The organism is Agrobacterium sp. CCNWLW155, assembly GCF_036888815.1.
Lineage (GTDB): Bacteria > Pseudomonadota > Alphaproteobacteria > Rhizobiales > Rhizobiaceae > Agrobacterium > Agrobacterium radiobacter.
Map to the genome: position 1 here is coordinate 290,177 of NZ_JBAKFW010000006.1, position 20,055 is coordinate 310,231.

Annotated in this window: 26 protein-coding genes; 10 read left to right on the top strand and 16 right to left on the bottom strand. The window is 58.9% G+C overall.

All coding sequences use genetic code 11. From position 1 onward, the window contains the following. Window positions 1-23: 23 nt before the first annotated feature. Both V6S97_RS19465 and V6S97_RS19470 read right to left on the bottom strand, forming a co-directional pair. Window positions 24-461 (bottom strand): curlin, encoded by a 438-nt coding sequence (locus tag V6S97_RS19465; RefSeq protein WP_111796917.1) that lies wholly within the window; start codon window positions 459-461, stop codon window positions 24-26. A 47-nt stretch (window positions 462-508) separates the two neighbouring features. Further along, window positions 509-682, bottom strand: coding sequence for a hypothetical protein (locus tag V6S97_RS19470; protein WP_162691061.1), 174 nt, complete (start codon window positions 680-682; stop codon window positions 509-511). A 45-nt stretch (window positions 683-727) separates the two neighbouring features. On the opposite strand from V6S97_RS19470, the gene V6S97_RS19475 reads away from it, so the two are divergent. The 3 genes from V6S97_RS19475 to V6S97_RS19485 all read left to right on the top strand — a co-directional run bounded on the left by V6S97_RS19475 (window position 728) and on the right by V6S97_RS19485 (window position 3,786). Beyond that, window positions 728-883, top strand: a complete 156-nt coding sequence (locus tag V6S97_RS19475) for a hypothetical protein (RefSeq protein ID WP_165001475.1) — start codon at window positions 728-730, stop codon at window positions 881-883. Further along, a complete protein-coding gene (locus V6S97_RS19480; protein WP_129566095.1) occupies window positions 880-2,814 on the top strand; it encodes an ABC transporter ATP-binding protein/permease in 1,935 nt (644 codons plus the stop codon). Before V6S97_RS19475 ends, V6S97_RS19480 begins: the two co-directional genes overlap by 4 nt. A gap of 159 nt (window positions 2,815-2,973) precedes the next feature. Beyond that, window positions 2,974-3,786 carry a nickel-binding protein gene (locus V6S97_RS19485; RefSeq protein WP_334427647.1) on the top strand — a complete coding sequence of 271 codons (813 nt, stop codon included), beginning with the start codon at window positions 2,974-2,976 and terminating at the stop codon, window positions 3,784-3,786. 82 nt (window positions 3,787-3,868) lie between these two features. Here V6S97_RS19485 and V6S97_RS19490 read toward each other — a convergent pair whose 3' ends face one another. From V6S97_RS19490 to V6S97_RS19510, 5 genes are all read right to left on the bottom strand, one after another. After that, window positions 3,869-4,357: a cupin gene (locus tag V6S97_RS19490; protein WP_111796914.1), complete on the bottom strand. Its 489-nt coding sequence runs from the start codon at window positions 4,355-4,357 to the stop codon at window positions 3,869-3,871. A 134-nt stretch (window positions 4,358-4,491) separates the two neighbouring features. Further along, the gene (locus V6S97_RS19495; protein ID WP_334427648.1) at window positions 4,492-6,495 is read right to left on the bottom strand and encodes a hypothetical protein; all 2,004 of its coding nucleotides are present in this window, start codon (window positions 6,493-6,495) and stop codon (window positions 4,492-4,494) included. Between the two features lie 149 nt (window positions 6,496-6,644). Then, window positions 6,645-7,538 (bottom strand): DMT family transporter, encoded by an 894-nt coding sequence (locus V6S97_RS19500; protein ID WP_111796912.1) that lies wholly within the window; start codon window positions 7,536-7,538, stop codon window positions 6,645-6,647. Between the two features lie 250 nt (window positions 7,539-7,788). Further along, on the bottom strand, window positions 7,789-8,193 hold the full coding sequence (locus tag V6S97_RS19505) for a hypothetical protein (protein WP_020009925.1): 405 nt from the start codon (window positions 8,191-8,193) through the stop codon (window positions 7,789-7,791). Window positions 8,194-8,239: 46 nt separating this feature from the next. Then, window positions 8,240-8,458 (bottom strand): hypothetical protein, encoded by a 219-nt coding sequence (locus V6S97_RS19510; protein ID WP_003505772.1) that lies wholly within the window; start codon window positions 8,456-8,458, stop codon window positions 8,240-8,242. Window positions 8,459-8,740: 282 nt separating this feature from the next. On the opposite strand from V6S97_RS19510, the gene V6S97_RS19515 reads away from it, so the two are divergent. Both V6S97_RS19515 and V6S97_RS19520 read left to right on the top strand, forming a co-directional pair. After that, window positions 8,741-9,082, top strand: coding sequence for an ArsR/SmtB family transcription factor (locus V6S97_RS19515; protein WP_060727184.1), 342 nt, complete (start codon window positions 8,741-8,743; stop codon window positions 9,080-9,082). Next, complete coding sequence (locus tag V6S97_RS19520) at window positions 9,079-10,002, top strand: SRPBCC family protein (protein ID WP_112589810.1); 924 nt, start codon at window positions 9,079-9,081, stop codon at window positions 10,000-10,002. The genes V6S97_RS19515 and V6S97_RS19520 overlap by 4 nt, the downstream gene beginning before the upstream one ends. A gap of 69 nt (window positions 10,003-10,071) precedes the next feature. Here V6S97_RS19520 and V6S97_RS19525 read toward each other — a convergent pair whose 3' ends face one another. The 5 genes from V6S97_RS19525 to V6S97_RS19545 all read right to left on the bottom strand — a co-directional run bounded on the left by V6S97_RS19525 (window position 10,072) and on the right by V6S97_RS19545 (window position 12,473). Beyond that, the gene (locus V6S97_RS19525) at window positions 10,072-10,434 is read right to left on the bottom strand and encodes a hypothetical protein (protein ID WP_236760258.1); all 363 of its coding nucleotides are present in this window, start codon (window positions 10,432-10,434) and stop codon (window positions 10,072-10,074) included. Between the two features lie 98 nt (window positions 10,435-10,532). Next, complete coding sequence (locus V6S97_RS19530) at window positions 10,533-11,342, bottom strand: transglutaminase-like domain-containing protein (RefSeq protein ID WP_112589813.1); 810 nt, start codon at window positions 11,340-11,342, stop codon at window positions 10,533-10,535. Window positions 11,343-11,474: 132 nt separating this feature from the next. Then, on the bottom strand, window positions 11,475-11,699 hold the full coding sequence (locus V6S97_RS19535; RefSeq protein ID WP_003504087.1) for a hypothetical protein: 225 nt from the start codon (window positions 11,697-11,699) through the stop codon (window positions 11,475-11,477). A gap of 128 nt (window positions 11,700-11,827) precedes the next feature. Continuing rightward, window positions 11,828-12,037 (bottom strand): cold-shock protein, encoded by a 210-nt coding sequence (locus tag V6S97_RS19540; RefSeq protein WP_003504088.1) that lies wholly within the window; start codon window positions 12,035-12,037, stop codon window positions 11,828-11,830. 217 nt (window positions 12,038-12,254) lie between these two features. Continuing rightward, on the bottom strand, window positions 12,255-12,473 hold the full coding sequence (locus V6S97_RS19545) for a hypothetical protein (protein WP_003504089.1): 219 nt from the start codon (window positions 12,471-12,473) through the stop codon (window positions 12,255-12,257). A gap of 114 nt (window positions 12,474-12,587) precedes the next feature. On the opposite strand from V6S97_RS19545, the gene V6S97_RS19550 reads away from it, so the two are divergent. Beyond that, the gene (locus V6S97_RS19550) at window positions 12,588-12,881 is read left to right on the top strand and encodes a hypothetical protein (RefSeq protein WP_334427649.1); all 294 of its coding nucleotides are present in this window, start codon (window positions 12,588-12,590) and stop codon (window positions 12,879-12,881) included. Then, on the top strand, window positions 12,878-13,147 hold the full coding sequence (locus tag V6S97_RS19555) for a DUF1488 domain-containing protein (protein ID WP_060725692.1): 270 nt from the start codon (window positions 12,878-12,880) through the stop codon (window positions 13,145-13,147). Before V6S97_RS19550 ends, V6S97_RS19555 begins: the two co-directional genes overlap by 4 nt. A 78-nt stretch (window positions 13,148-13,225) precedes the next feature. Here V6S97_RS19555 and catE read toward each other — a convergent pair whose 3' ends face one another. After that, on the bottom strand, window positions 13,226-15,373 hold the full coding sequence (catE, locus tag V6S97_RS19560) for a catalase C (protein ID WP_113007643.1): 2,148 nt from the start codon (window positions 15,371-15,373) through the stop codon (window positions 13,226-13,228). A gap of 432 nt (window positions 15,374-15,805) precedes the next feature. Between catE and V6S97_RS19565 the strand changes: the two genes are divergently transcribed. The 3 genes from V6S97_RS19565 (at window position 15,806) to V6S97_RS19575 (ending at window position 17,520) form a co-directional block, all read left to right on the top strand. Further along, entirely contained in the window at window positions 15,806-16,123 is a 318-nt protein-coding gene (locus tag V6S97_RS19565) for a PepSY domain-containing protein (RefSeq protein ID WP_080864399.1), read from the top strand. Window positions 16,124-16,144: 21 nt separating this feature from the next. Beyond that, window positions 16,145-16,738, top strand: a complete 594-nt coding sequence (locus V6S97_RS19570) for a general stress protein (RefSeq protein ID WP_112589816.1) — start codon at window positions 16,145-16,147, stop codon at window positions 16,736-16,738. 65 nt (window positions 16,739-16,803) lie between these two features. Next, a complete protein-coding gene (locus V6S97_RS19575) occupies window positions 16,804-17,520 on the top strand; it encodes a DUF72 domain-containing protein (RefSeq protein ID WP_112589819.1) in 717 nt (238 codons plus the stop codon). Here the strand turns inward: V6S97_RS19575 and V6S97_RS19580 are convergent. From V6S97_RS19580 to fabF, 3 genes are all read right to left on the bottom strand, one after another. Next, entirely contained in the window at window positions 17,498-17,785 is a 288-nt protein-coding gene (locus V6S97_RS19580; protein WP_334427650.1) for a hypothetical protein, read from the bottom strand. The genes V6S97_RS19575 and V6S97_RS19580 overlap by 23 nt on opposite strands. 656 nt (window positions 17,786-18,441) lie before the next feature. Continuing rightward, window positions 18,442-18,630 (bottom strand): hypothetical protein, encoded by a 189-nt coding sequence (locus V6S97_RS19585; RefSeq protein ID WP_112589822.1) that lies wholly within the window; start codon window positions 18,628-18,630, stop codon window positions 18,442-18,444. 24 nt (window positions 18,631-18,654) lie between these two features. Then, a complete protein-coding gene (gene fabF, locus V6S97_RS19590; RefSeq protein WP_112589825.1) occupies window positions 18,655-19,932 on the bottom strand; it encodes a beta-ketoacyl-ACP synthase II in 1,278 nt (425 codons plus the stop codon). Window positions 19,933-20,055 lie beyond the last annotated feature (123 nt).

The window sequence follows — 20,055 nt, forward strand, 5'->3', positions numbered from 1 at the left end:
CCGGTTTCACGTCGCACCGCCGCTTAAGGGCAGGCCTGCACGAAGGCCGCGACATTGTCGTTGCCGCCCTGGCTCACATTGGCGCTGCAGCCGCGGCCCACCTGCACACCGGCCGCGATATTGCCGTTGCCGTCCTGCGTCAGGATGGTGGTGTGGTTGGAACCGAACTGGCCGATGCCGGCCACATTGCGGCTGCCGTTCTGATAAGTGGAGCCGTAATTGTCATGCCCTTCCTGGCCGACAGCCGAAAGGTTATGCCGGCCATACTGGTGACCGACAATCCGGTTGTAGCCGCCGTTCTGGTAGGTGCGGATCCGGTTGCCATACCCTTCCTGTGCACCACCGGCAGAGTTGGACCAGCCATATTGTTCGATGCGCACATCATTGGCCATGGCGGGCGCCGCGGCAGCGATGCCGACGAGAGTGACGAGTGCACTTGCAATGAAAGACTTCCGGATCATGACTGTGTCTCCTCAGGCGGATAAGACCGCGGTTGAACGTCTTTGTTTTAGACGGTCCCGTCGGAACGGAAGCTGAAGGCACTATTCAGTCGAGGTTCATTGGCAGGGCACCGCTCATCGCCTTCGGCGCCACGGAAATCCGTCTCGCCGTTCTTCCAGTATCCTGAGACGGTGACACGGCTGCGATCGATCAGGCGTCCCGGTGCTGCGGTCAACATCACGACGCAGTCACCGGGCACGATCCCGATGAAAACCCGCCAGGTCTGATGGAGCGGGTCATTGCCGGCGCTCTGCCCGGACCGGGATTTGGTTATCTGCTGAAGTGGGAAAAACCAGAGGTCGCGAGCGCGGCCGCCTGGGTCAAAGGCAAATCATTCTGGACCGGCAACCTTTCAAACCGCCATCCGTTTAAGCATCCATGACCGATGCTGACGCAAAACCGAAACCAGTCGATGGCACCGGCCAGAATGGTGCAGAGAATGTTCATGCTAACGATGATCCCCTACCGCCGGAGGAAATGGAACCTGCTTCGGGTTTGACACCGGAAGAGGCCGCAGAGGCCCGCAAGAAATATCTTCTGAAACGCTTCTGGATCAGCGCGCGAGGGTTCTGGAGCCGCCGTGGCGATGCGTTGGCATGGCCGTTCTCCATCGGGCTCCTGGCGATGATCGGCATAAATGTCGGTTTCCAATATGGCATCAACGTCTGGAATCGCGGGATTTTCGACGCGATTGAAAAACGGGATGCATCCACGGTTTATTTTCTCGCTTCGATATTCCCGCCGCTGGTTCTCGGAAGCGTTATGATCGTGACCTCACAGGTCTACGTCAGAATGCGTATCCAGCGGCGCTGGCGCTCCTGGTTGACCAAGGTGCTGGTCTCCCGATGGATTGCACATGGCCGCTATTACCAGCTCAACCTGATCGATGGTGACCATCAGAATCCGGAGGCGAGGCTGTCGGAGGATATGCGTATCGCCACCGAAGCACCCGTGGATTTCGTGGCGGGCGTCATTGCCGCCTTCGTGTCGGCGTCTACCTTTATCGTCGTCCTGTGGACGATCGGCGGCGCCCTGACGCTGCCGATCGGCGGGGCATCGATGACGATACCCGGCTTTCTCGTGATTGCGGCGGTGATCTATGCGCTCATCACATCGAGTTCAATCGCGTTGATCGGCCGGAACTTCGTCAGGGTCTCCGAGGTCAAGAACCAGCTGGAGGCGGAATTCCGCTACACGCTGACCCGCGTCCGGGAAAACGGGGAAAGCATCGCCCTGCTTGGCGGCGAAGAGGAGGAGCGAAGCGACCTCGACAACAGATTCCGCAATGTCCGGCAGCAGTGGAAGCAGATGGCGCAGCAATATATGCGCACAACTGTCGTGTCGCATGGATCGATGTTGATTGCGCCGGTTGTTCCGCTTCTTCTCTGCGCGCCCAAATTTCTCGACGGCAGCATGTCCCTCGGTCAGGTCATGCAGGCGGCATCCGCTTTTACCATCGTTCAATCCGCCTTCGGCTGGCTGGTCGACAACTATCCCCGGCTGGCGGATTGGAATGCCTGCGCACGCCGCGTTGCCTCCCTGATGATGTCGCTTGACGGGCTAGAGCGGGCCGAACAGAGCGAAAAGCTTGGCCGGATCGTCCGTGGTGAAACGGAAGGCGAGACCATGCTCAGCCTCAAGGATGTTTCGGTGTCGTTCGGCGACGGTACGGCCGTCGTCAAGGAGACCGATGTCGAAATCGGGCGCGGAGAAAGAGTGCTCGTCGCAGGCGTATCCGGATCCGGCAAAAGCACGCTTGTTCGGGCAATTGCGGGCCTGTGGCCATGGGGCAGGGGCAGCGTCAGTTTTCGCGCCGGCAGCCGGCTTTTCATGTTGCCGCAGCGGCCATATATTCCCTCCGGCACCCTTCGCCGGGCGGTCTGCTATCCGCAGGCGGCCGAGAGCTGGACTTTCGAAGAAATAGGGGAGGCTCTCGACAAGGTCGGTCTTGGCCATCTCAAGGACAAGGTGGAAGAGGAAGCGCCGTGGGACCAGACGCTGTCAGGCGGCGAAAAACAGCGGCTGACCTTTGCCCGCCTGTTGCTGAATAATCCTGACATCATCGTCATGGACGAAGCGACCGCAGCTCTCGACGAAAAAAGCCAGGACAGGATGATGCAGACGGTGATTGACGAATTGCCAGACGCCACGATCATCAGCGTGGCGCATCGTGCCGAGCTCGAGGCCTTCCATAGCCGAAAGATAACGCTGGAACGTCGGGAAGGCGGCGCAAAGCTGGTCAGCGACATCCTCCTCATTCCCCGCAAGGCTCGATCCGGCTCCCTGCTTCGGCGTATGGTCAAGCGCCGGTAAGAGGCCGTCAGTAGCCCCGAAATTCTAACGAGAATGAATATCGCCCTTTCCGGTGTTCCCGTCTTGTCCGGTGTCACCCGTAAGAACGATAGACGACCATGCGGTGACGTCATAAAATGGCTGGCAGAGGAGGCAACGAAATACTCTTGGGAGGAAACAATGCCTATCTTCATGGACCGGCACGAGCTTGCCGGCGTTTCCGCCGCGGATATTGCTGCGGCACACCTTAAAGATCTCAACATTCAGGATCAGTATGGCGTCAGGTTCTTGACCTACTGGTTCGATGAAAGGCGTGGTACGGCCTTTTGCCTTATCGATGCCCCGGACGCCGCAACCGCGCAGTGCGTGCATCGCGAAGCGCACGGGTTTGTCGCCAGTGAAGTGGTGGAAGTCGCGCTGTCGGCGGTGGAAGCGTTTCTCGGGCGCATACAGGATCCGGTGGCTGTTGGGACTGTCTCGAAAGATATGGACGCCGGCCACCGCGCGATCCTTTTCACTGATATTGTCGGTTCAACCGAGATGACGGCCCGTCTCGGTGATCGCATGGCGGCGGAACTCATCCGTGCGCATGATGCCCTCGTTCGTGGTTGTCTGGGGCGACGATCGGGACGGGAGGTCAAGCATACCGGTGATGGCATAATGGCCGTATTCTCCTCCGCGCCGTTTGCCGTGGACTGCGCCATTGATATCCAGCGCGAGTTCCATCGTTACAACAGCGACAAAGGGGAGCCCATTCACATCCGCATCGGGCTGGATTGTGGGGAGCCGGTGGAAGACAGCAATGACTTCTTCGGCGCGACCGTGCAATTGGCCGCAAGGCTTTGCGCTGCTGCTGAGAGCGATCAGATCCTGATATCGGACAAGACCTTCCAGGAGTATGGCGGCGCTGATGTGCTCGTGCATGGCGATCGTTACAGGCTGAAGGGCTTTGCCGAGCCGGTCCTCGCTTATAGTTGCGAGTGGCTGCATTAGCTACGGCACGCCGCCCTTGCGCAAAATCCTGGGCTGAAAGCGCATGCCCGCCGGGTATAGGGGTAGATCGGCGGGCTGGCCTTCAGCGCCATATTTCCATCAGGCCGCCTGAGGCTCCATGCACTGGGTCTGTCCCAGGTTTCGGCAGGGACCTTATCCGCTCAAGCATTTCCGCGCTTGGTGCAGATGTCTGAATATCGGCCTTTTGACCGGGCGGATAAGCGCCTACCACTTGAAAATCCGCAGAAGATCTCAGCTTCATATGGCCGGTTCCGGCGGGCAGTATCAGGCAGTCACCCTGGGTGACATCAATGATTTGCCCCTCCGGCCCGCCGATCTGCAATGTCGCCTCCCCACGCCCCACGCCCAGAACCTCATGTGCGCCGCTGTGGTAATGATGGTAGTCAAACACGCCATTGCGCCAGATGCCGCTCCATCCGTTGCGGGAAAATATCGCTTCGAAATCCGCGGAATGAAAGTCTGCGCCGACATTTCGATAAATGACGACGGCAAAGGTCTGATTGTTGGGAACCTGCCCGCCGGGGCCGAAAGTGAGTTGCTCGGTTTTCATGTTGATGCTCCTCACGCCCTGCCTGCGAGAGGGCGGGCTTCTCGGACATTCAGGTCATTATCTCATGAGAATATCAGTTCCGGCAGTCTCAAGCTCGGAAAACCAAGCTTGAGACTGCCGGAGGAGTGGCCGGTTTATTCGGCCGTCGCCTGAATGTCGACCTTGTCGAGAAGCCCCATCGGATTGTCGGAAGCGGCAACCAGGTCAAAAATACCGAGGCCATTTGCGCCCGTGGATTTGACCGTTACCGTCAGGGTCCCGGGTTTGCTGATGAACTGGACGAGCGCTTCCACCGCGTTTTGCAGCTTCGGCTGTTCAGCTGCCACCTGCGGCAGCATCATGCCCGCCACCAGTGTCAAAGTGGCGCGCACCTGATCTTCTGTCATATCGTTCTGCAGGGCATAAAGCTTGATCGCCTTGGCCATCAAACCTTCGTCCTTGATCGTGAGTTTCACCTCGCGGCCGGCGAGCCCGAAGAGCGCCGCCTGCGCGCGATTGACGTCAAAAGAGAAGAACTCTTCGGTAAAGCCGCTTACCAGACCGGCAAAATTGACGCTGCCGAAATCCTTGCTGCTGAGCGAGATGTCGCGGATCACCAGATTGCTGTTCGGTTCGTCCCAGCCGGCCGCAAGGCCATAAGAGAAGGCGAGCGTTTCAAGACCCAGTTTGCGGGCTTCGACGAAAACTTCCTCCTCCGAGTCGGCGGGGATCGGAAGCGTGAGCTCGTCCTGCCTGATCTCGATATCGGTGGGGATGCCGTTGAAGGGCTTGGTCAGCCCCATCTCGAAATTCTTGAGTGAGAACTTGATACGCTCAGGCGTTCCCGTCGTTTCTTCCTCCGGCTTTTCCGGCGCGGCTATATCGACGTTGATGCCGCCGACGCGCACCCGGCCAAGTTCCGGTATGAGGCGGTTAAACTGAAAGGTCTCGATCTGCGTCTCGTCGAGCGCGATGATCTCGGAAATTCCCTTGATCGTCGAACTCCAGTCAAAGCCATTGAGGCTTGCTTCCGCGACTTCGATCTTGCCGTCGCCGTCTCCGATCGACATGCCATTCAAGCCGAAGTCGAGCTTGCGGCTGTCCATCTGCATGTCGATGCGGTCGATGGCAACCTTGACCCTTTTGCCAGCAGCCCCTGCTTTTTCATCCGGCGCATCGACCTTCATGCCGATTAGCTGCATGTTGCTTTTGCCGATCATGTCGAGAATGGAAATGGCCTTTGCGAAAAGCGCCTGGCGCGCCTGCGGAGAAAGCTCGTCGGGATTTTGGGTCGCCGTTAGCGCTTTCAGGGTATCCAGCAGCGGCTCTGATGGCATACGGGCGGTAAAGCCGTCGCTGCGGATTTCATCGTAGCTGAAATGACCATCTCCGTCAGAGAATGAAACCGTCTTGACGGAGAGCGGCCCGTAGAGAGGTTTTGCCTCCTTGTCTTCGGGGCCTGCCTTTTCCGTATAGAGCCGGGCGAGATAAGCGATATCGATGACCTGGCCGGCGATTGCGCCGGTCGAGACGACCATATGCTTGTCCTTCATCGCGCCATCGCTGTCGGGAAGCTGCATCTTGATGTCGTAGCCGCCACTGTCGATCGAATAGCTGGCGATGCGACCGCCGGCAATCTCGGAGAGAGCCAGGTTATTGTAAACGGTCTTCTGCTCGGTGGTCGCGACGGACTGGGTAAACGTCACCTCGGGCGTGGAAATGCGCGCGGCTGCGAAGCGCTCGATGCGCCGGGGCAGGGAGTTACCGTTTTCTTCCGGCTGTCCCGGCTTTTCGAAAGCGGCATTCTCGACGCGGGCCTGCGCCATCGAAATCTTTCCGGTGGGCACATCGATATCGATGGTCGTCATGTCAAGCGCGCCGTCCAGAAACGGAAGTTTCGGACGTCCGTCGATAGCCGCGATCTTGATATTCTTGCCGTCTTCAAGCGGCAGCGTCAGATCGCGAACATGAATTTTCCCGAGAAAATCGACCTCGATGGAAGTGGCGGTCGCGCCGCTACGGGCAACGAGTTCCTTGACCTTTGCTTCGTAGAAGGTCTTGCCGCCGATGACGCCTGCGGCAGCAACGGCAATAATTGCAACCGCCGCCCAAAGCGCCCGGCGCCGACCCTTGCCGGTCTGGATGTTTTCCTGTTCCACGAAGTTGGTCCTCTCTAACGAACTGATATTAGCCGCCTTTTAAGCACGCAAAAGTTGCTTAGCAAGGGGGCAGCGCTGTGTGAATCCTGGTGTGAAAAGTCTCGACGCGGATGAGGCGTTTCCGCCCCCCCTTCTCCATCGGGTTGAAGTTATCTCCAGAACATGAGCGCCATACCCGCCACGACAAGTCCGGCGCCGGCCCATGCGCCGGGTGCCGGCACTTCCCGTGTTCTCAGCCACAGCAATGGCAGGATAATCACCGGCGTCGTTGCCGACAGTGTCGAGACAATGCCGACCTTGCCGCCGGAAAGGGCAAAGAGAAGCAGCGTCATGCCGAAAGCCAGGGCGATGATGCCCGTGAACGCCGTCTGGAGAAACAGGCTTCTGGTCATCGGGCCTCTGGGCCTGACAGCCTCGATCGGCAGCATGGTTAGCGCCGTCAGGCAAAGGGCGGCCACCCCGACACGCAGCATCGAAGCGGCAAGAGGATCGATCCCGGTCGCCATCACGGGCCTTGCGATGAGCGAGCCGACCGCCTGGCTGAGCGCGGCCAGAAGGCCGAAGAGCACGCCGAGCCAGAGCGACCCCTTCACGCTCTCCCACTCATGCAGCTGCGCCTTGCGCTTGCCGAAGAGGATTGCCAGCAGCACGCCGCTGAGTGTCAGGCCTATGCCGGTAATGGCGCTCGCGGGAAGCTGCTCGCCAAGCACCGCCCATGCCAGCAGTGCGGCGATCGGGGCATTCAGCGCAAACAGGATTCCCGAACGGCGCGGCCCCAGCCGGTTGAGGCAGGTGAAGAGAAGCGTGTCGCCAACAAAAATGCCGATGAAGCCGGAAAGAAGAAGTGACGACAGCGCCTCTGGCTGAAGCTCCCGCCAGGAGCCTGACGCGAACACATAGACCCCGAGCAGAGCGGCGACAAAAAGCTGCCGCGTCCTGTTGAAGGCGAGCGCTCCGAGCCGCCCCGCCGGGCCCGCGGCAAGAAGCCCGGTTATCGCCCAGCACGTCGCGGCGCCCACTGCAGCCAGTTCATAGATCGGCATGTTTTCCCCGTCGATTCGCAGTCTGCTTCCGGCTGCGGACACTATCCCTGTCTGCACCCATCGCAGATTCCGGGGTTGCCCGCTATACCACAAGCATCGCCATCAACGGCATGAATCCGCATATGCCTGCGCCGCGCCAGCCGGCACGGTCGCTCCGCCACAGATGCTCCGCACCCGTACAGCCGCCTGCTTCTCGATGCCAGCGTGCGCCGGCATCGAGACTGCGAAGGGGCAGTTTGTTCATCGTGCGTCACGCACCATTGATGATATTGCAGATGCCCTCGCGAATAACGTTCTTGTCCGCGATCTGTCCTGCCTGAATGTTGAAGACAGCATCAATCCGTACCGCAGCGCCTTTCTGCCGGGCCACGACCCGCAGTGTCTGAATTCTGCCGCTGCCGCTGGTCTCCTGGTGCGCATCGATGGAAGACAGCGCCTTGTTGATCTGGATGCCTGAAAAACCTTCCGCCGCCACGGCCTGCGCGAGCTTTTGAAGCACGGCGGGCGCTTTCGCCTTGGGCAGTTCCTGCCAGGACTTGTAAGAGACAGCCGTCACCATCGGTACACCTGAGACAGTGAAGTTCTTCTCGCAGGATGCGGCGAGGACGGGGCTTGAGAAGGCGATCAGGCCAAGCGCTGCTATGACATATTTCATTTTGGATAATCCAATCGTTGGTGAAGGCTGAAAGCTGCCGGTCGCATCAGAATGTCGACCGTTTTCCTCTGTAGGTAGACGGAGGCGGAAGAGCCTCATGGGCTTGCGCCAGCGTCTCAAGCCATGTCGCCAGGCCAGCGGGAACCTCCTCGTTGCCCGCTTCCAGCGCCTCAATCCATGAAAGTTCGCATTGCAGCGCGGACGCAATATTGATCGGCGTCCAGCGGATCACCCGCAGGCATTGATTAAAGCGTTCTGGTGACATGATGATTTGATTTTTCCCCGTCTTTTCCCGGCGAAGCTCACTCAGGCAGCTGCGAGAGTCAATCTTTTTTTGCAACTTTTGATGGCTTGTTTCCAGCCCAGCAGTCGCATCTGCCGCCCGTTGCCGAACGCCATGCGCATGAAGGGGAACGGCTCGGTTACCCGAACGAAACGGCCGGGCGACGCATCGGTATTTCATCCCAGGGCAATTCCTCCCGATGAAACCTAGTTAATGTGCTAAGTTTTCCTTGCTCGGTCATGGTGGAACATGATAGTTAGCAACATGACTAAGCATCATCAGGAACTTTCATTGATCTTCCAGGCTCTGGCCGATCCAACGCGGCGGGCGATTCTGGCGCGCCTCGGCGGCGGGCCGGCACCGGTGATGGAGTTGTCCGCGCCCACGGGGCTGCGTCTGCCCACGGTGATGCGGCATCTTTCCGTGCTGGAGGAGGCGGGGCTGATCATCACGTCCAAGGATGGGCGGGTGCGCACCTGCGCCATCGTGCCCGAAGCGCTGGAGCCGGTCAGAACATGGCTCGATGAGCAACGGGCCGTGTGGGAGAGCCGGCTTGACCGGCTGGAGGCATTTGCAATGCAGACCATGAAGGAGGATTCGGAATGACAACGAAACCCGGTCAACAGAGCGCACGCGCTGAACCACATCTGCCACAAGAGCGTTTTGCGACGCTCAGCTTCGAACGGGAGATTGCCGTTCCGTTATCGGCGCTCTGGCAGGTCTGGCTGTCACCTGCTGCCCGGGCGGTCTGGGCCTCTCCCGCGCCCTCGGTTACCTTGGAATTTCTGGAGGCGGACAGCAGGCTGGGCGGTCGAGAGGTTTCGCTCTGCAAGGTTGCCGGCCAGCCGGATATGTGCTGTGAATGCGGCTGGCTGGAACTGCAGCCAACCCGCCGCAGCGTGAATTACGAGGTGGTCTCATCCGGCGGCGTAACGCAATCGGCAGCGCTGGTGACTGCCGATTTTCACGCCACGGAAGAGCGTAGCCGCTTGACTGTAACGGTGCAGCTTTCCTCCCTGGCCGATGATATGCGCGATGGCTATCAACAAGGTTTCAGCGCCGGTCTCAACAATCTGGCGAACGTGGCCGGGCGGACCATGGTGCTGGAGCGAACGATAAAGGTGCCGCGAAACATTGTCTGGAAAGCCTGGATGAACGAAAAGACGCTGCCGCAATGGTGGGGACCCGAAGGGTTTTCCTGCCGCACGAAGAGGATTGATCTGCGAACCGGCGGGGAATGGCTTTTTGACATGATCGGTCCTGACGGCACAGTCTTCCCGAACCATCATCGTTATGTCGAGGTCCGGCCCGAAGAGAGGATCGGCTATACGCTGCTATGGGGCGAGAACGGGTCGAAACATGCCGACGCCTGGGCCTCCTTCGAAGATCAGGACGGCGCGACGAAAGTCGTGCTGGGCATGGTGTTCAGCACGGAGGCCGAGTTCCAGCAAGCGAAGGGCTTCGGTGCCGTGGAGCTGGGTCAGCAAACGCTGGGCAAATTGGAACGCTTCGCCAAGGCCCCATAGATGCGCCGTGCTCTCAGCTCCCTGTGCGGAGGTCTCGATATTGGCTTCTGTCCAGACCGGCATTGTTCTTCAAAGCCGCTCTGCGTGCGCGAGATCGTCTTGCAGGTTCCACCAAAGCAGGGCAGCAACGGCAAAGCCGGTTCCTATGATGACCTTCGAATTCTTGATCCTCATTCGTGTTTTCCCGTCTGAATAGAAATATTTCGCCCCGCCGACAAAGTGAAGAATAGTCCGTTTGACGTCGTACGACCCTGACCATACCGACAGAGCGGCCATAGCGTCCTGATGGTGCGCGAGCTTGGGCTGTTTTCCGTTGCGGAAGGTGTCGAGAAGGAAGAGCAGGCGGTCTATGTGCGGGAACATAGTATCGACTTCGGTCAGGGCTAGCTCTTTTCCAGACCGCTTCCCGCCGAAGAATTCATCGTCTTTCACCGGCAGAACAAGTCGAGATACGGGTCGGCTCCCGCGGTCATTCAGGTCGCGTCTGTCGAGGTCAAAGCGAAAACGTTGCGATTCCCCCGTATTGGTCGTTATCCAACCAGTTCGTCTGTGATCACCTCGAACCGCTTCAAGACGGCCGGCCCGAAAGCGGTGGACAGCGCGACGTCTGTGGCATCACGTCCTGTCGCCATCAATATGCGTCCGATGCGGGGCGTGTTGTGACGGGCGTCGACCGTATACCAGCGGCCGCTGAGATAGACTTCAAGCCAAGCGCTGAAATCCATCGGGTTGGGGTCTGTCGGCACGCCGATATCACCGAGATAACCGGTGCAATAGCGGGCCGGGATATTCATGCAGCGGCAGAGGGTGATAGCAAGATGCGCGAAATCGCGGCAGACGCCAGTCCTGTCATTGAACCCGCCGAAAGCCGTCCTCAGCGGATCGGCTTTCTCGTAGTTGAAGACAATACGGGAATGGACGAAATCGACGATCGCCTGAACACGGGGCCAGCCGAGTGGTGTAGCGGAGAAGTTTTTCCAGGCAAAGTCCGCCAACCGGTCGGTGTCGCAGTAGCGGCTGCCCAGCAGGAACACCAGAACATCGTCCGGTAAATCCTTGATATCGTGCTGGAAGGCGTTTTCAGGAACGGGATCCGGCAGGCCGCCGTCATATATGTCGAAGCGCGTGGAGATCGTCGTCAGTCCGGGCGGTGCGGATATGCGGCTGCAGGCATTGCCGAAGATGTCCAGATATCCCCAGGCCTCGATCGGCCGGTCGAAGGTCAGGACCTGTTCGGTGAGCAAATCCGCGCGCCGGTCGGGATGGATGTTGAGAACCAGCAGCATCGCCGTCTCATTTTCGCATTCATAGGCAATATCGAACCCGGCGCGTATCTTCATGCAGCACTGTCCCTGAAAGAGCCATCGTCATGTCCTTTAGTCTGCAACGCTTTTACGCTCGCGACGTTCCGGCCGGTGGTCAGGTTGTCAAGGCAGGTCTTGTGCGGAGGACGATCACGGCGCGGATATCGATCAGCGCGCGCGGGCGCGTTTGGCAAGGAGAGCGGATGTTGCCGCGGTACGATCCGACAATTCCTTCGCAAGACGGGCTTCCCGAAGGCGCAGGGTCTTTGCATCGCGGGATTGCGCAATGGAATCGAGCTCTTCAAGCGCTTTTTCCTTCGCGAAGAACGGTGCCTGGATATGGCCGAAAGCGATCTCGGCCTTCTGGCGGGAAATACTGTATTTTTCTGTCATGGGTGTTCCGGTGATAGGGCTCGGCCAGCGAGCGAAAAACAAAAGGCCAGGCAATTTGCCTGGCCTTGATTGGGTTGGCGTGCTTCGTCAGTGCCAGTACATCCGTGGTCAAAGGGAAGCACAGACCCTTAGGCAGCCTGCAGATTGCAGGCCGACATTTTGCCCGACTTGTTGTCGCGCTCAAGCTCGAAGCCGATCTTCTGACCTTCGACGAGTTCGCGCATGCCGGCGCGCTCAACGGCGGAGATATGGACGAACGCGTCAGCGCCGCCATTGTCAGGCTGAATGAAGCCGAAGCCCTTGGTGGAATTGAACCATTTAACTGTGCCAGTGGTCATGATGAACCCTTTCATAGCAATAGAGAAACCACAGCACTCGTGCGCTGCGGATGATGATAGCGATTTTGAAAGGAAAGGTTCGTTCAGAACGCGGTGCCAGACGCGTGACAAGCAAAGCTAAGCAAGCAAATTCGATTGCTCCTTATATCCTGCCTCTGCCGGAGTGTCAACTATTGGTTTTTGACGATATTTAACCTCGTCAAAAAGTTGTGCTCTCCTATACGGCGTGTGGCCGCTCATCGCCTTGTTTTCCGCGCAATCCGGGCGCATGATTGGGCTTCGTCATGCTGGCCGCATGGCGCTGCGGTGTCAGAGAGGCGCTGTCTTCTTTTCTTCGTCCGATTGCAAATGTTTGCGCAAGCGTTTCGGTGTCATTTTTGACGATGCCGCGAAGTTTTACCCATTGCGACAGGCGTGTGCCGGTAGCGGCGATCATACACCATCAGCCATTTCTTTATGCCTCCGCGTAACGTTCGTCCGGCGGAACATGGCAATAGCGGCGTAGAATGAAACGGGCTCCACGCGGACGACATCCGCGTGCGAGTTCCATATGAAAGGCAACACCATGGAAACGTGCAACGAACACCGGCGCCAGGCGCTCAGGATAGAAGCCTGGGAGAACGAAGGCGGAGCTCCCGTCTCCGATACGCTCGAGACCCAATATGGAAGACGGATCGAGAGGGATCAGAGCTGGACGATATACCATGTCTTCACCGGCGTGCCTGTGCGTATCGGCGGCCGCAGGCTGACCCATCTCAGCATAGCGGAGGCGACCGACGGCATGCTGTCCCTCAACCGGCGTAACGCCTTGCGCAGGAAAGAGCGCACGGGGAGCAAGTCATGACGCTCGCTTTCCCCAACACGGCCCGCAGTTTTGACGAGGTACGCAAAGCGGTTCGCTTTTTCGGCCATGACGGCATGTTCGAAATCCGGTTTTTTGTCGAGGCCGAGGCGCTCGCCAAGGGCCGGGGACACGCCATGAGCATGTCGGAAGCCCAGTGCCTATCTTCTTTCGACACGATGCGCACGGCCATCTATGCCGCGGCACAGAAGGTCTACGCCAAATCGCGTCGCAATATGAATATCCTGACAGCCTCCGACCTCGGCTAACCTGTCGCTGCGGATATTCCTTTCCCGAAGGTGCCTGCGCCACCAAGCGCGGCATCGCTGCCGCGCCCGCTGGTGATTTCATTTCACTGGTGGTGAAGCCTTTCCGAGCTTTACCGAAGGTTCCCGACCCCAGACACGCAGCTTGCCGAGGTTCGATACGAAGCCGGCGAGACCCTCCTCCCCGGGGAGGGCAATGGTGCCCTCATCAAGAGCGTCGGCAATGCCGGCTTTTTCCAGCAAGGAAAGCGCCGACTGATCATAGCCGATGAACTTGCAGTGCTGAAAGGCATCGGCCACGAAGTCCCGCGCCGTCGCCTCATTGACCAGATCGTCTATCGCTTCGGCGGAGGTCAGCACTGCGACCGCATCGAAAAGAACGGACGGCCCGCCATCGATCATGTGATGGGCCTCAAACCAGCTTCCATCCGACGCCGTGACGCCGCCGACTTTCGGCGCGATCAGTTCGCAGGCGGCTTTCTCTCTGGCAATCGCCGACATCAGGCCATTCAGAAGCTTGGCATCGACACCATCGGTGACGAGGATACCGAGCTTGCGGCCTTCGAAGCGCTTGGGGCCGCGCTCCACGATGCTGAGCGCTGGTGAAGGCTCGAGATCCTGACGGGTCGGCATGGCCGCATCCGCCGGCTTCGGCATCGACTTGAATCCCAGCTTCTGCGCAACGGCGGTTGCCAGCGTCTCGTCGATGTTCATCAGATGCGATACTATGCGTTCGCGGATAACAGGTGTTTCCACCTTGCTCAGTTCGAATGTCAGGGCGGCGGCGATGTGACGCTGTTCGGGTGGTGTCTGGCTGATATAGAATTGTCGTGCCTGGCTGTAATGATCGGCAAAGCTCTCGGGGCGAAGCCGCGCCTTACTTCCCTGTTCTTCCGCCGGGAAATGGCGATAGCCGCGGCTCGGCGATTCCCGCGGACCTTCACCAAACGAGTTCGGCTGGTAGTTCGCCCTGCCGACAGGATTGCGCATGGCCATGTGGCCATCCTGCTGGAAATGCGCGAAGGGACACTTCGGCGCATTGATGGGCAGGTGGGTGAAGTTTGGCCCGCCAAGCCGTTTCAGCTGGGTGTCGAGATAGGAGAAGTTCCGGCCCTGCAACAGCGGATCATTGCTGAAGTCGATGCCCGGCGGCACGTTCTGGGTCATGAAGGCGACCTGCTCGGTCTCGGCGAAGAAGTTGTCGGGCATGCGGTCGAGCACCAGCCGCCCGATCGGCTGCGGCTTCAGTATTTCCTCGGGGATGATCTTTGTCGGGTCGAGCACGTCGAAGTCGAAGCTGTCGGCAAAGTCCTGGTCGAACAGCTGCACCTGCAATTCCCATTCCGGGAAGTTGCCGGATTGGATGGCCTGCCAGAGGTCGCGGCGATGGAAGTCGGGATCGGCACCGTTGATCTTGACCGCCTCGTTCCAGGCGACCGACTGAAGCCCCAGCTTCGGCTTCCAGTGGAACTTGACGAAGGTCGATTCGTCCTTGGCATTGACCAGGCGGAAGGTGTGGACGCCGAAACCTTCCATGAAACGGAAGGACCGCGGTATGGTGCGGTCCGACATGGCCCACATGATCATGTGCATGCTTTCCGGCGTCAGGCTGATGAAGTCCCAGAACGTGTCATGGGCGGTCTGCGCCTGCGGAAACGCCCGGTCCGGTTCCTGCTTGGCGGCATGGATCAGGTCGGGGAACTTGATGGCGTCCTGAATGAAAAACACCGGAATATTGTTGCCGACGAGATCCCAGTTGCCTTCCTGGGTGTAGAGCTTGACGGCGAAACCACGCACATCGCGCGCAAGGTCGGCCGAACCCTTGTTGCCGGCAACCGTTGAGAAGCGGACGAAAGCCGGGGTCTTTTCGCCCGCTCGCTGCAGGAAATCCGCCCTAGTATAGGCCGAAAAGGATTCGTAGGTCTCGAAGAAGCCATGCGCGCCGTAACCGCGCGCATGCACCACGCGTTCGGGAATGCGCTCGTGGTCGAAGTGGAAGATTTTCTCCCGGAAATGGAAATCATCCACGACAAGCGGCCCGCGCGCGCCGATCCGCAGAGAATTCTGGTCGTCGGCAACCGGCCCGCCTTGGGCGGTCGTCAGCACAGGCGCGTCTGTTTCGGCCGTCTGGTGCAGCTCGCCGCCGGCGCCGCGCTCCAGCTTCTGGTCGTGAATAGTGACGGTCTCGGTCTTGTCTTGCGGAGATTTGCTGTTGGTGGTCTTGGCCATGGTGTGGCTCCCGAATTGGAAGGGGCCTATCGCGGCCCGGAAATGAAAAAGCCGCCCTGAAAGGCGGCCCGAACAGAGTGGGCGGCTCACGCCATTTTCGGCTGGGCCTTCAGTGTCTGGTTTGCGGAAAAGCCGATGTCCTCGAGCCTGTCAGGCGACACGTCATGCAATGTCTTTTCCGCAGGCATCTGGGAATCCGATCAAATTTTGAGTGCTGGACTTGGAGAACCCTTAAACCGTGGCGACGTTCCTGCGGCGGCAAAATAATTTTCATCCCGCCGCAATGCCTGCCCGCGCACCACCTCGGCAAGCCATTCACCGTCACGGAAACGCAAACGCCATCCAATTCTATTTGCAGAGCGGCGGAACCATGCGGCGAGCATAGTGTTTGCTGTGGGAGCCTGCTCGAAAGGCTACAACGAGGAAAAAATCATGAAAAAACTTCTCTTAGCCGCAGCGCTTGTCGGCGCGTCGACGCTTGCCGCCTTCGCACAGACCACCCCCGCCCCGGCAACCGATGGGAAAACGCCCGCCGTGGCCACGCCCAAGACCAAGAATCCGACAGCGCCTGTCGAAGGCGCAAACAGTTTCACCGAGGAACAGGCGAAAACGCGCCTCACGGAGGCCGGATATACCGATGTCAGCGGCCTTATGAAGGATGACAAGGGTGTCTGGCAGGCCAAGGCCTCGAAAGATGGCAAGCCCGTAAGCCTAGCGCTCGACTATCAGGGCAACATTGTCGCTAACTAATTCACTCTTCAGGAGAATCCTATGAAGACCGTTACAGGACTTTTCGACGACTACTCCGATGCCAGCGCGGCTGTCAGCGCGCTCGAAGAACGCGGTGTACCATCTTCGGATATCAGCATCGTGTCGAACAATGCAGATGAACGCCACGGCAAGTCTACAAACGCCGCTGAAGGCGCCGGCACAGGTGCCGGCATCGGTGCCGCCGTCGGTGGCGTGGGCGGTCTGCTCACCGGCCTTGGCATCATGGCAATTCCCGGCGTCGGGCCGGTGGTTGCCGCGGGCTGGCTTGCCGCTACGGCGGCGGGCGCCGTGGCCGGTGCCGTGGCAGGCGGTGCCGCCGGCGGGCTTATCGGCGCGCTAACGGAGTCCGGCGTGCCGGAAGACCATGCCCATGTCTATGCGGAAGGCGTTCGCCGCGGCGGCACGCTGGTAACCGCGAGAGTGGAAGACAGCCTTTATGCGGACGCGCAGGACATACTGCGCCAGTCCAACTGGGTCGATCCCGATCAGCGCCGTGAGGCCTATGCCAAAGAGGGCTGGTCACGCTTTGATGACACGCTGGATCCTTATGAACCAGCTGAAATCGAACAGGAGCGTCTGCGCTACAGACGCTAGATCTCGCAACGAAGAAAGGCCGGCACATGCCGGCCTTTCTTTCAAATCCAAGAGGGCGGACGAGAGTGCCGGTCATTGCAACATCTGGATGGTCCATCCCCAGGACCGTGGCCCACCTTTTTCCCGAAACGGGAAGCGGGCTCAGCCGTTATGCCGCTGTTTTCAACGGTGTCGAGATCAATTCCACCTTCTATCGCCACCATCGGATGACGACGTTCGAGCGCTGGGCAAACTCGGTGCCGGATGAGTTCCGCTTCGCCGTGAAACTGCCCCGCGAGATAACGCACGAGCATCGGCTGCATGCCGTCGGCCAAATTTTCAAGACATTCGTTGAAGAGCTCGCGGCGCTGAATGGCAAGCTAGGCCCATTATTGTGCCAATTGCCATCCACCCTTGAGTTCGATGGCAATGAGGCCACAGCCGCGTTCGAAGCCATGCGTGAGGTTTTTCCAGGCATGCTGGTAGTCGAGCCGCGCCACACAAGCTGGGCCACGCCCCCGGCGGAAGAGGTTTTGACACGATATGCCGTTGATCGCGTTCTGGCCGATCCGGCACCGGTCTGGCCCGCAAGTGATTTTTCAGAGCCGCCAAGATATGTCCGTCTGCACGGTGCGCCCAGGATGTATTATTCGGTCTACAGCGCGGAAGAAATCCGCTCTTTTGAAAAACGCCTTTCCGCCGGCTCCTGGTGCGTGTTCGACAACACGGCCTCCGGCGCCGCAATCCAGAACGCACTGGCAATGCTCGATTGTGGCGTCGTTACGGAACAACGCGCGGGCTGACATCTTCGCTCGCGCCGTCAAGCGCCAATGCCTCATCAATCTCGGCTGATGATACCTGCAGGAACTGGCGTCGGGCCACCGCGATGGAAATCGCGGGTATCTCCAGATGGGTTGCCACCCGGCGATATGCCGTGAAGCTCAACCCTTCTATCAATTCCTCGTCCACGACCAGGCGATATGTGCCCGCTCCCAAGAGTTCCGTAAGGGCCTCCAGACGGAACTGATGCTTGAATGTGATTTCGGTCTCTGTTGTTCTTTCGATCATTTCGAACACCGTTTTCCGCTGCGTTGTAGACCGGCAGTTGCAGCCGGTTATCGCAACTATGCTCCGAAGAGGATGTAAACGATCAGCGCAAGGCTTGCCGCAAACAAGACGTAGCCAGCCACAGTTGCGAGATCATGTTTCGTGGGTTGGTGAAATATGGAAGACATGGCGTCCTCCTTTGTCAGGGCCAGGGTATTCAACCCTTAAACAGCAGCGCCCGTAAAATGGCTGCCGGAGCTATTACAGTGGACCTGTTCTGCAGGTTTGGCAACTAATCAATTGCAGTGGTTTGAAAGGTGTATTTGAAATCGTTGAATCGGCAATATGGTATCCAATTTGCTGATGGATTGGCAAAGTGCCGTTTGGCCGCTTCCCTCAATATGCGGGAAACACGAGTTTCTAACTCGCACATTCAGGCACGAACCTTGGATTGCAGGTGCGGTGAGATTGATGTGACAGATGCTCGTAGAGCACGAAGACTTCTGCTCGCCGGCAGTAGGAGCGCTCTGGGGAGATCGAAAGACATTGCCGACAAAGGTTGGCCGGACCCACCATGTTCTCAGCCTATGTCGGATGCTCAGCGAGCTATTCAAGGTGTGCGCCTGACATGTGCGGTCCGCCGACCCTTGTGGTTGCCTCACAACGGCGAAGCAACATCACCCTGTATTTTCCGGGGCGTCTTTAGCCAGAGTTTTCTGCTCGGTCTGAGCGCTTAATCCGGCAACCTCCGTCTCCAGCCGGGCGAGCCGATTTTCCAGCGCGGTCAGGTAGTCTCCTTGCAGGTCGTCGACGCCGAGGAAGGCTTGCTCCCATATCTGCCATTTTTTTAGAAACCGCTTCAACATTTAAAACCTTCCATGGCCGTCGCTTTAGTAAATCGCCATTGGCCAGCGCCGGAAAAGAACGCTGGCATTGACACCGCCAAAACCGAAACCGTTGGATATGGCATATTCAGCATCCAGCGACCGCGCTTCGTTTGCGACAAAATCGATCCCGCTCGACTCCGGGTCGGGCGTGTTCAAGTTCAGTGTCGGGGGTGCGATCTGGTTTTTAAGTGCCAAAATCGCGAAGATGGCTTCCAGCCCGCCGGCCGCTCCAAGCAGGTGTCCCGTCGCAGATTTGGTTCCACTGACAGCAACCGATTTTCGTTGCCCAAATACACTCTTGATGGCCCTGATCTCTCCGAGATCACCGACTGGCGTCGATGTCGCGTGCGCGTTCAGATGGCCAATTTCGTGAGGGGCAATGCCTGCTTGGGCGACGGCGATCTCCATAGCCCTACGCGCCCCGCTTCCGTCCTCAGGGCCGGAGGTGATGTGGTGGGCATCGGCTGTCGTGCCGTATCCGACCACTTCCGCAATCGGGGTGGCGCCGCGAGCAATAGCGTGGCTCAGCGCTTCTATGACGAGTACGCCCGCGCCTTCACCCATGACGAAGCCGTCGCGCGACGTGTCGAAGGGGCGTGATGCCTTGTCCGGCGTCTCGTTAAAACCGGTCGACAGCGACCTTGCCGCCGCAAAACCGCCGAGGCTGACGATGTTCATGCAAGCTTCTGTTCCGCCGCAAACTGCAATATCGGCTTCGTTCGACCTGATTAGTCTTGCCGCATCGCCGATGGCTTGAACGCCAGCGGCACATGCCGTCACGGGTGCTCCAAGCGGGCCCTTGAAACCATGACGGATGGAGACTTGGCCGGCCGCGAGATTGACGAGGAAGGACGGTATCGTGAACGGGGAGAGGCGGCGAGCACCGCTCTGATCGACGGTACGCACCGCCTGCGTGATCGCACGGAAGCCACCGATGCCGGATGCGATGATTGTCGCTGTTCGCAGCCTGTCTTCATTCGAGGTCGGTTTCCAATTTGCCTGCGCCAATGCCTCTTCTGCCGCCGCCAGCGCAAAGATGATGAACCGGTCGACCTTGCGTTGATCCTTTGGCGCAATGATCCTGTCCGGATCGAAGCCTCCTTCAGAGTCTTCGCTGACAGAAGGGACAACACCTCCCACTTTCGCAGGAAGATCTCCCACGACATCGTCGGTCAGCCGCCGAATTCCGCTCTTGCCGGCAAGGAGCCGCGACCATGAGATATCCACATTCGCACCAAGGGGGCTAACGGCTCCCATTCCTGTTACAACGATACGACGCATCTGTTTTTCACCTGATTTTGCCATAAAAATAGGCATGCCTTTGACGTCCCGACCGACAACAAGGCCAGGATCATTTCTCAAGACATGCGGTTCAAGCAGAGCCTAGGAGACTCTCATACGGCC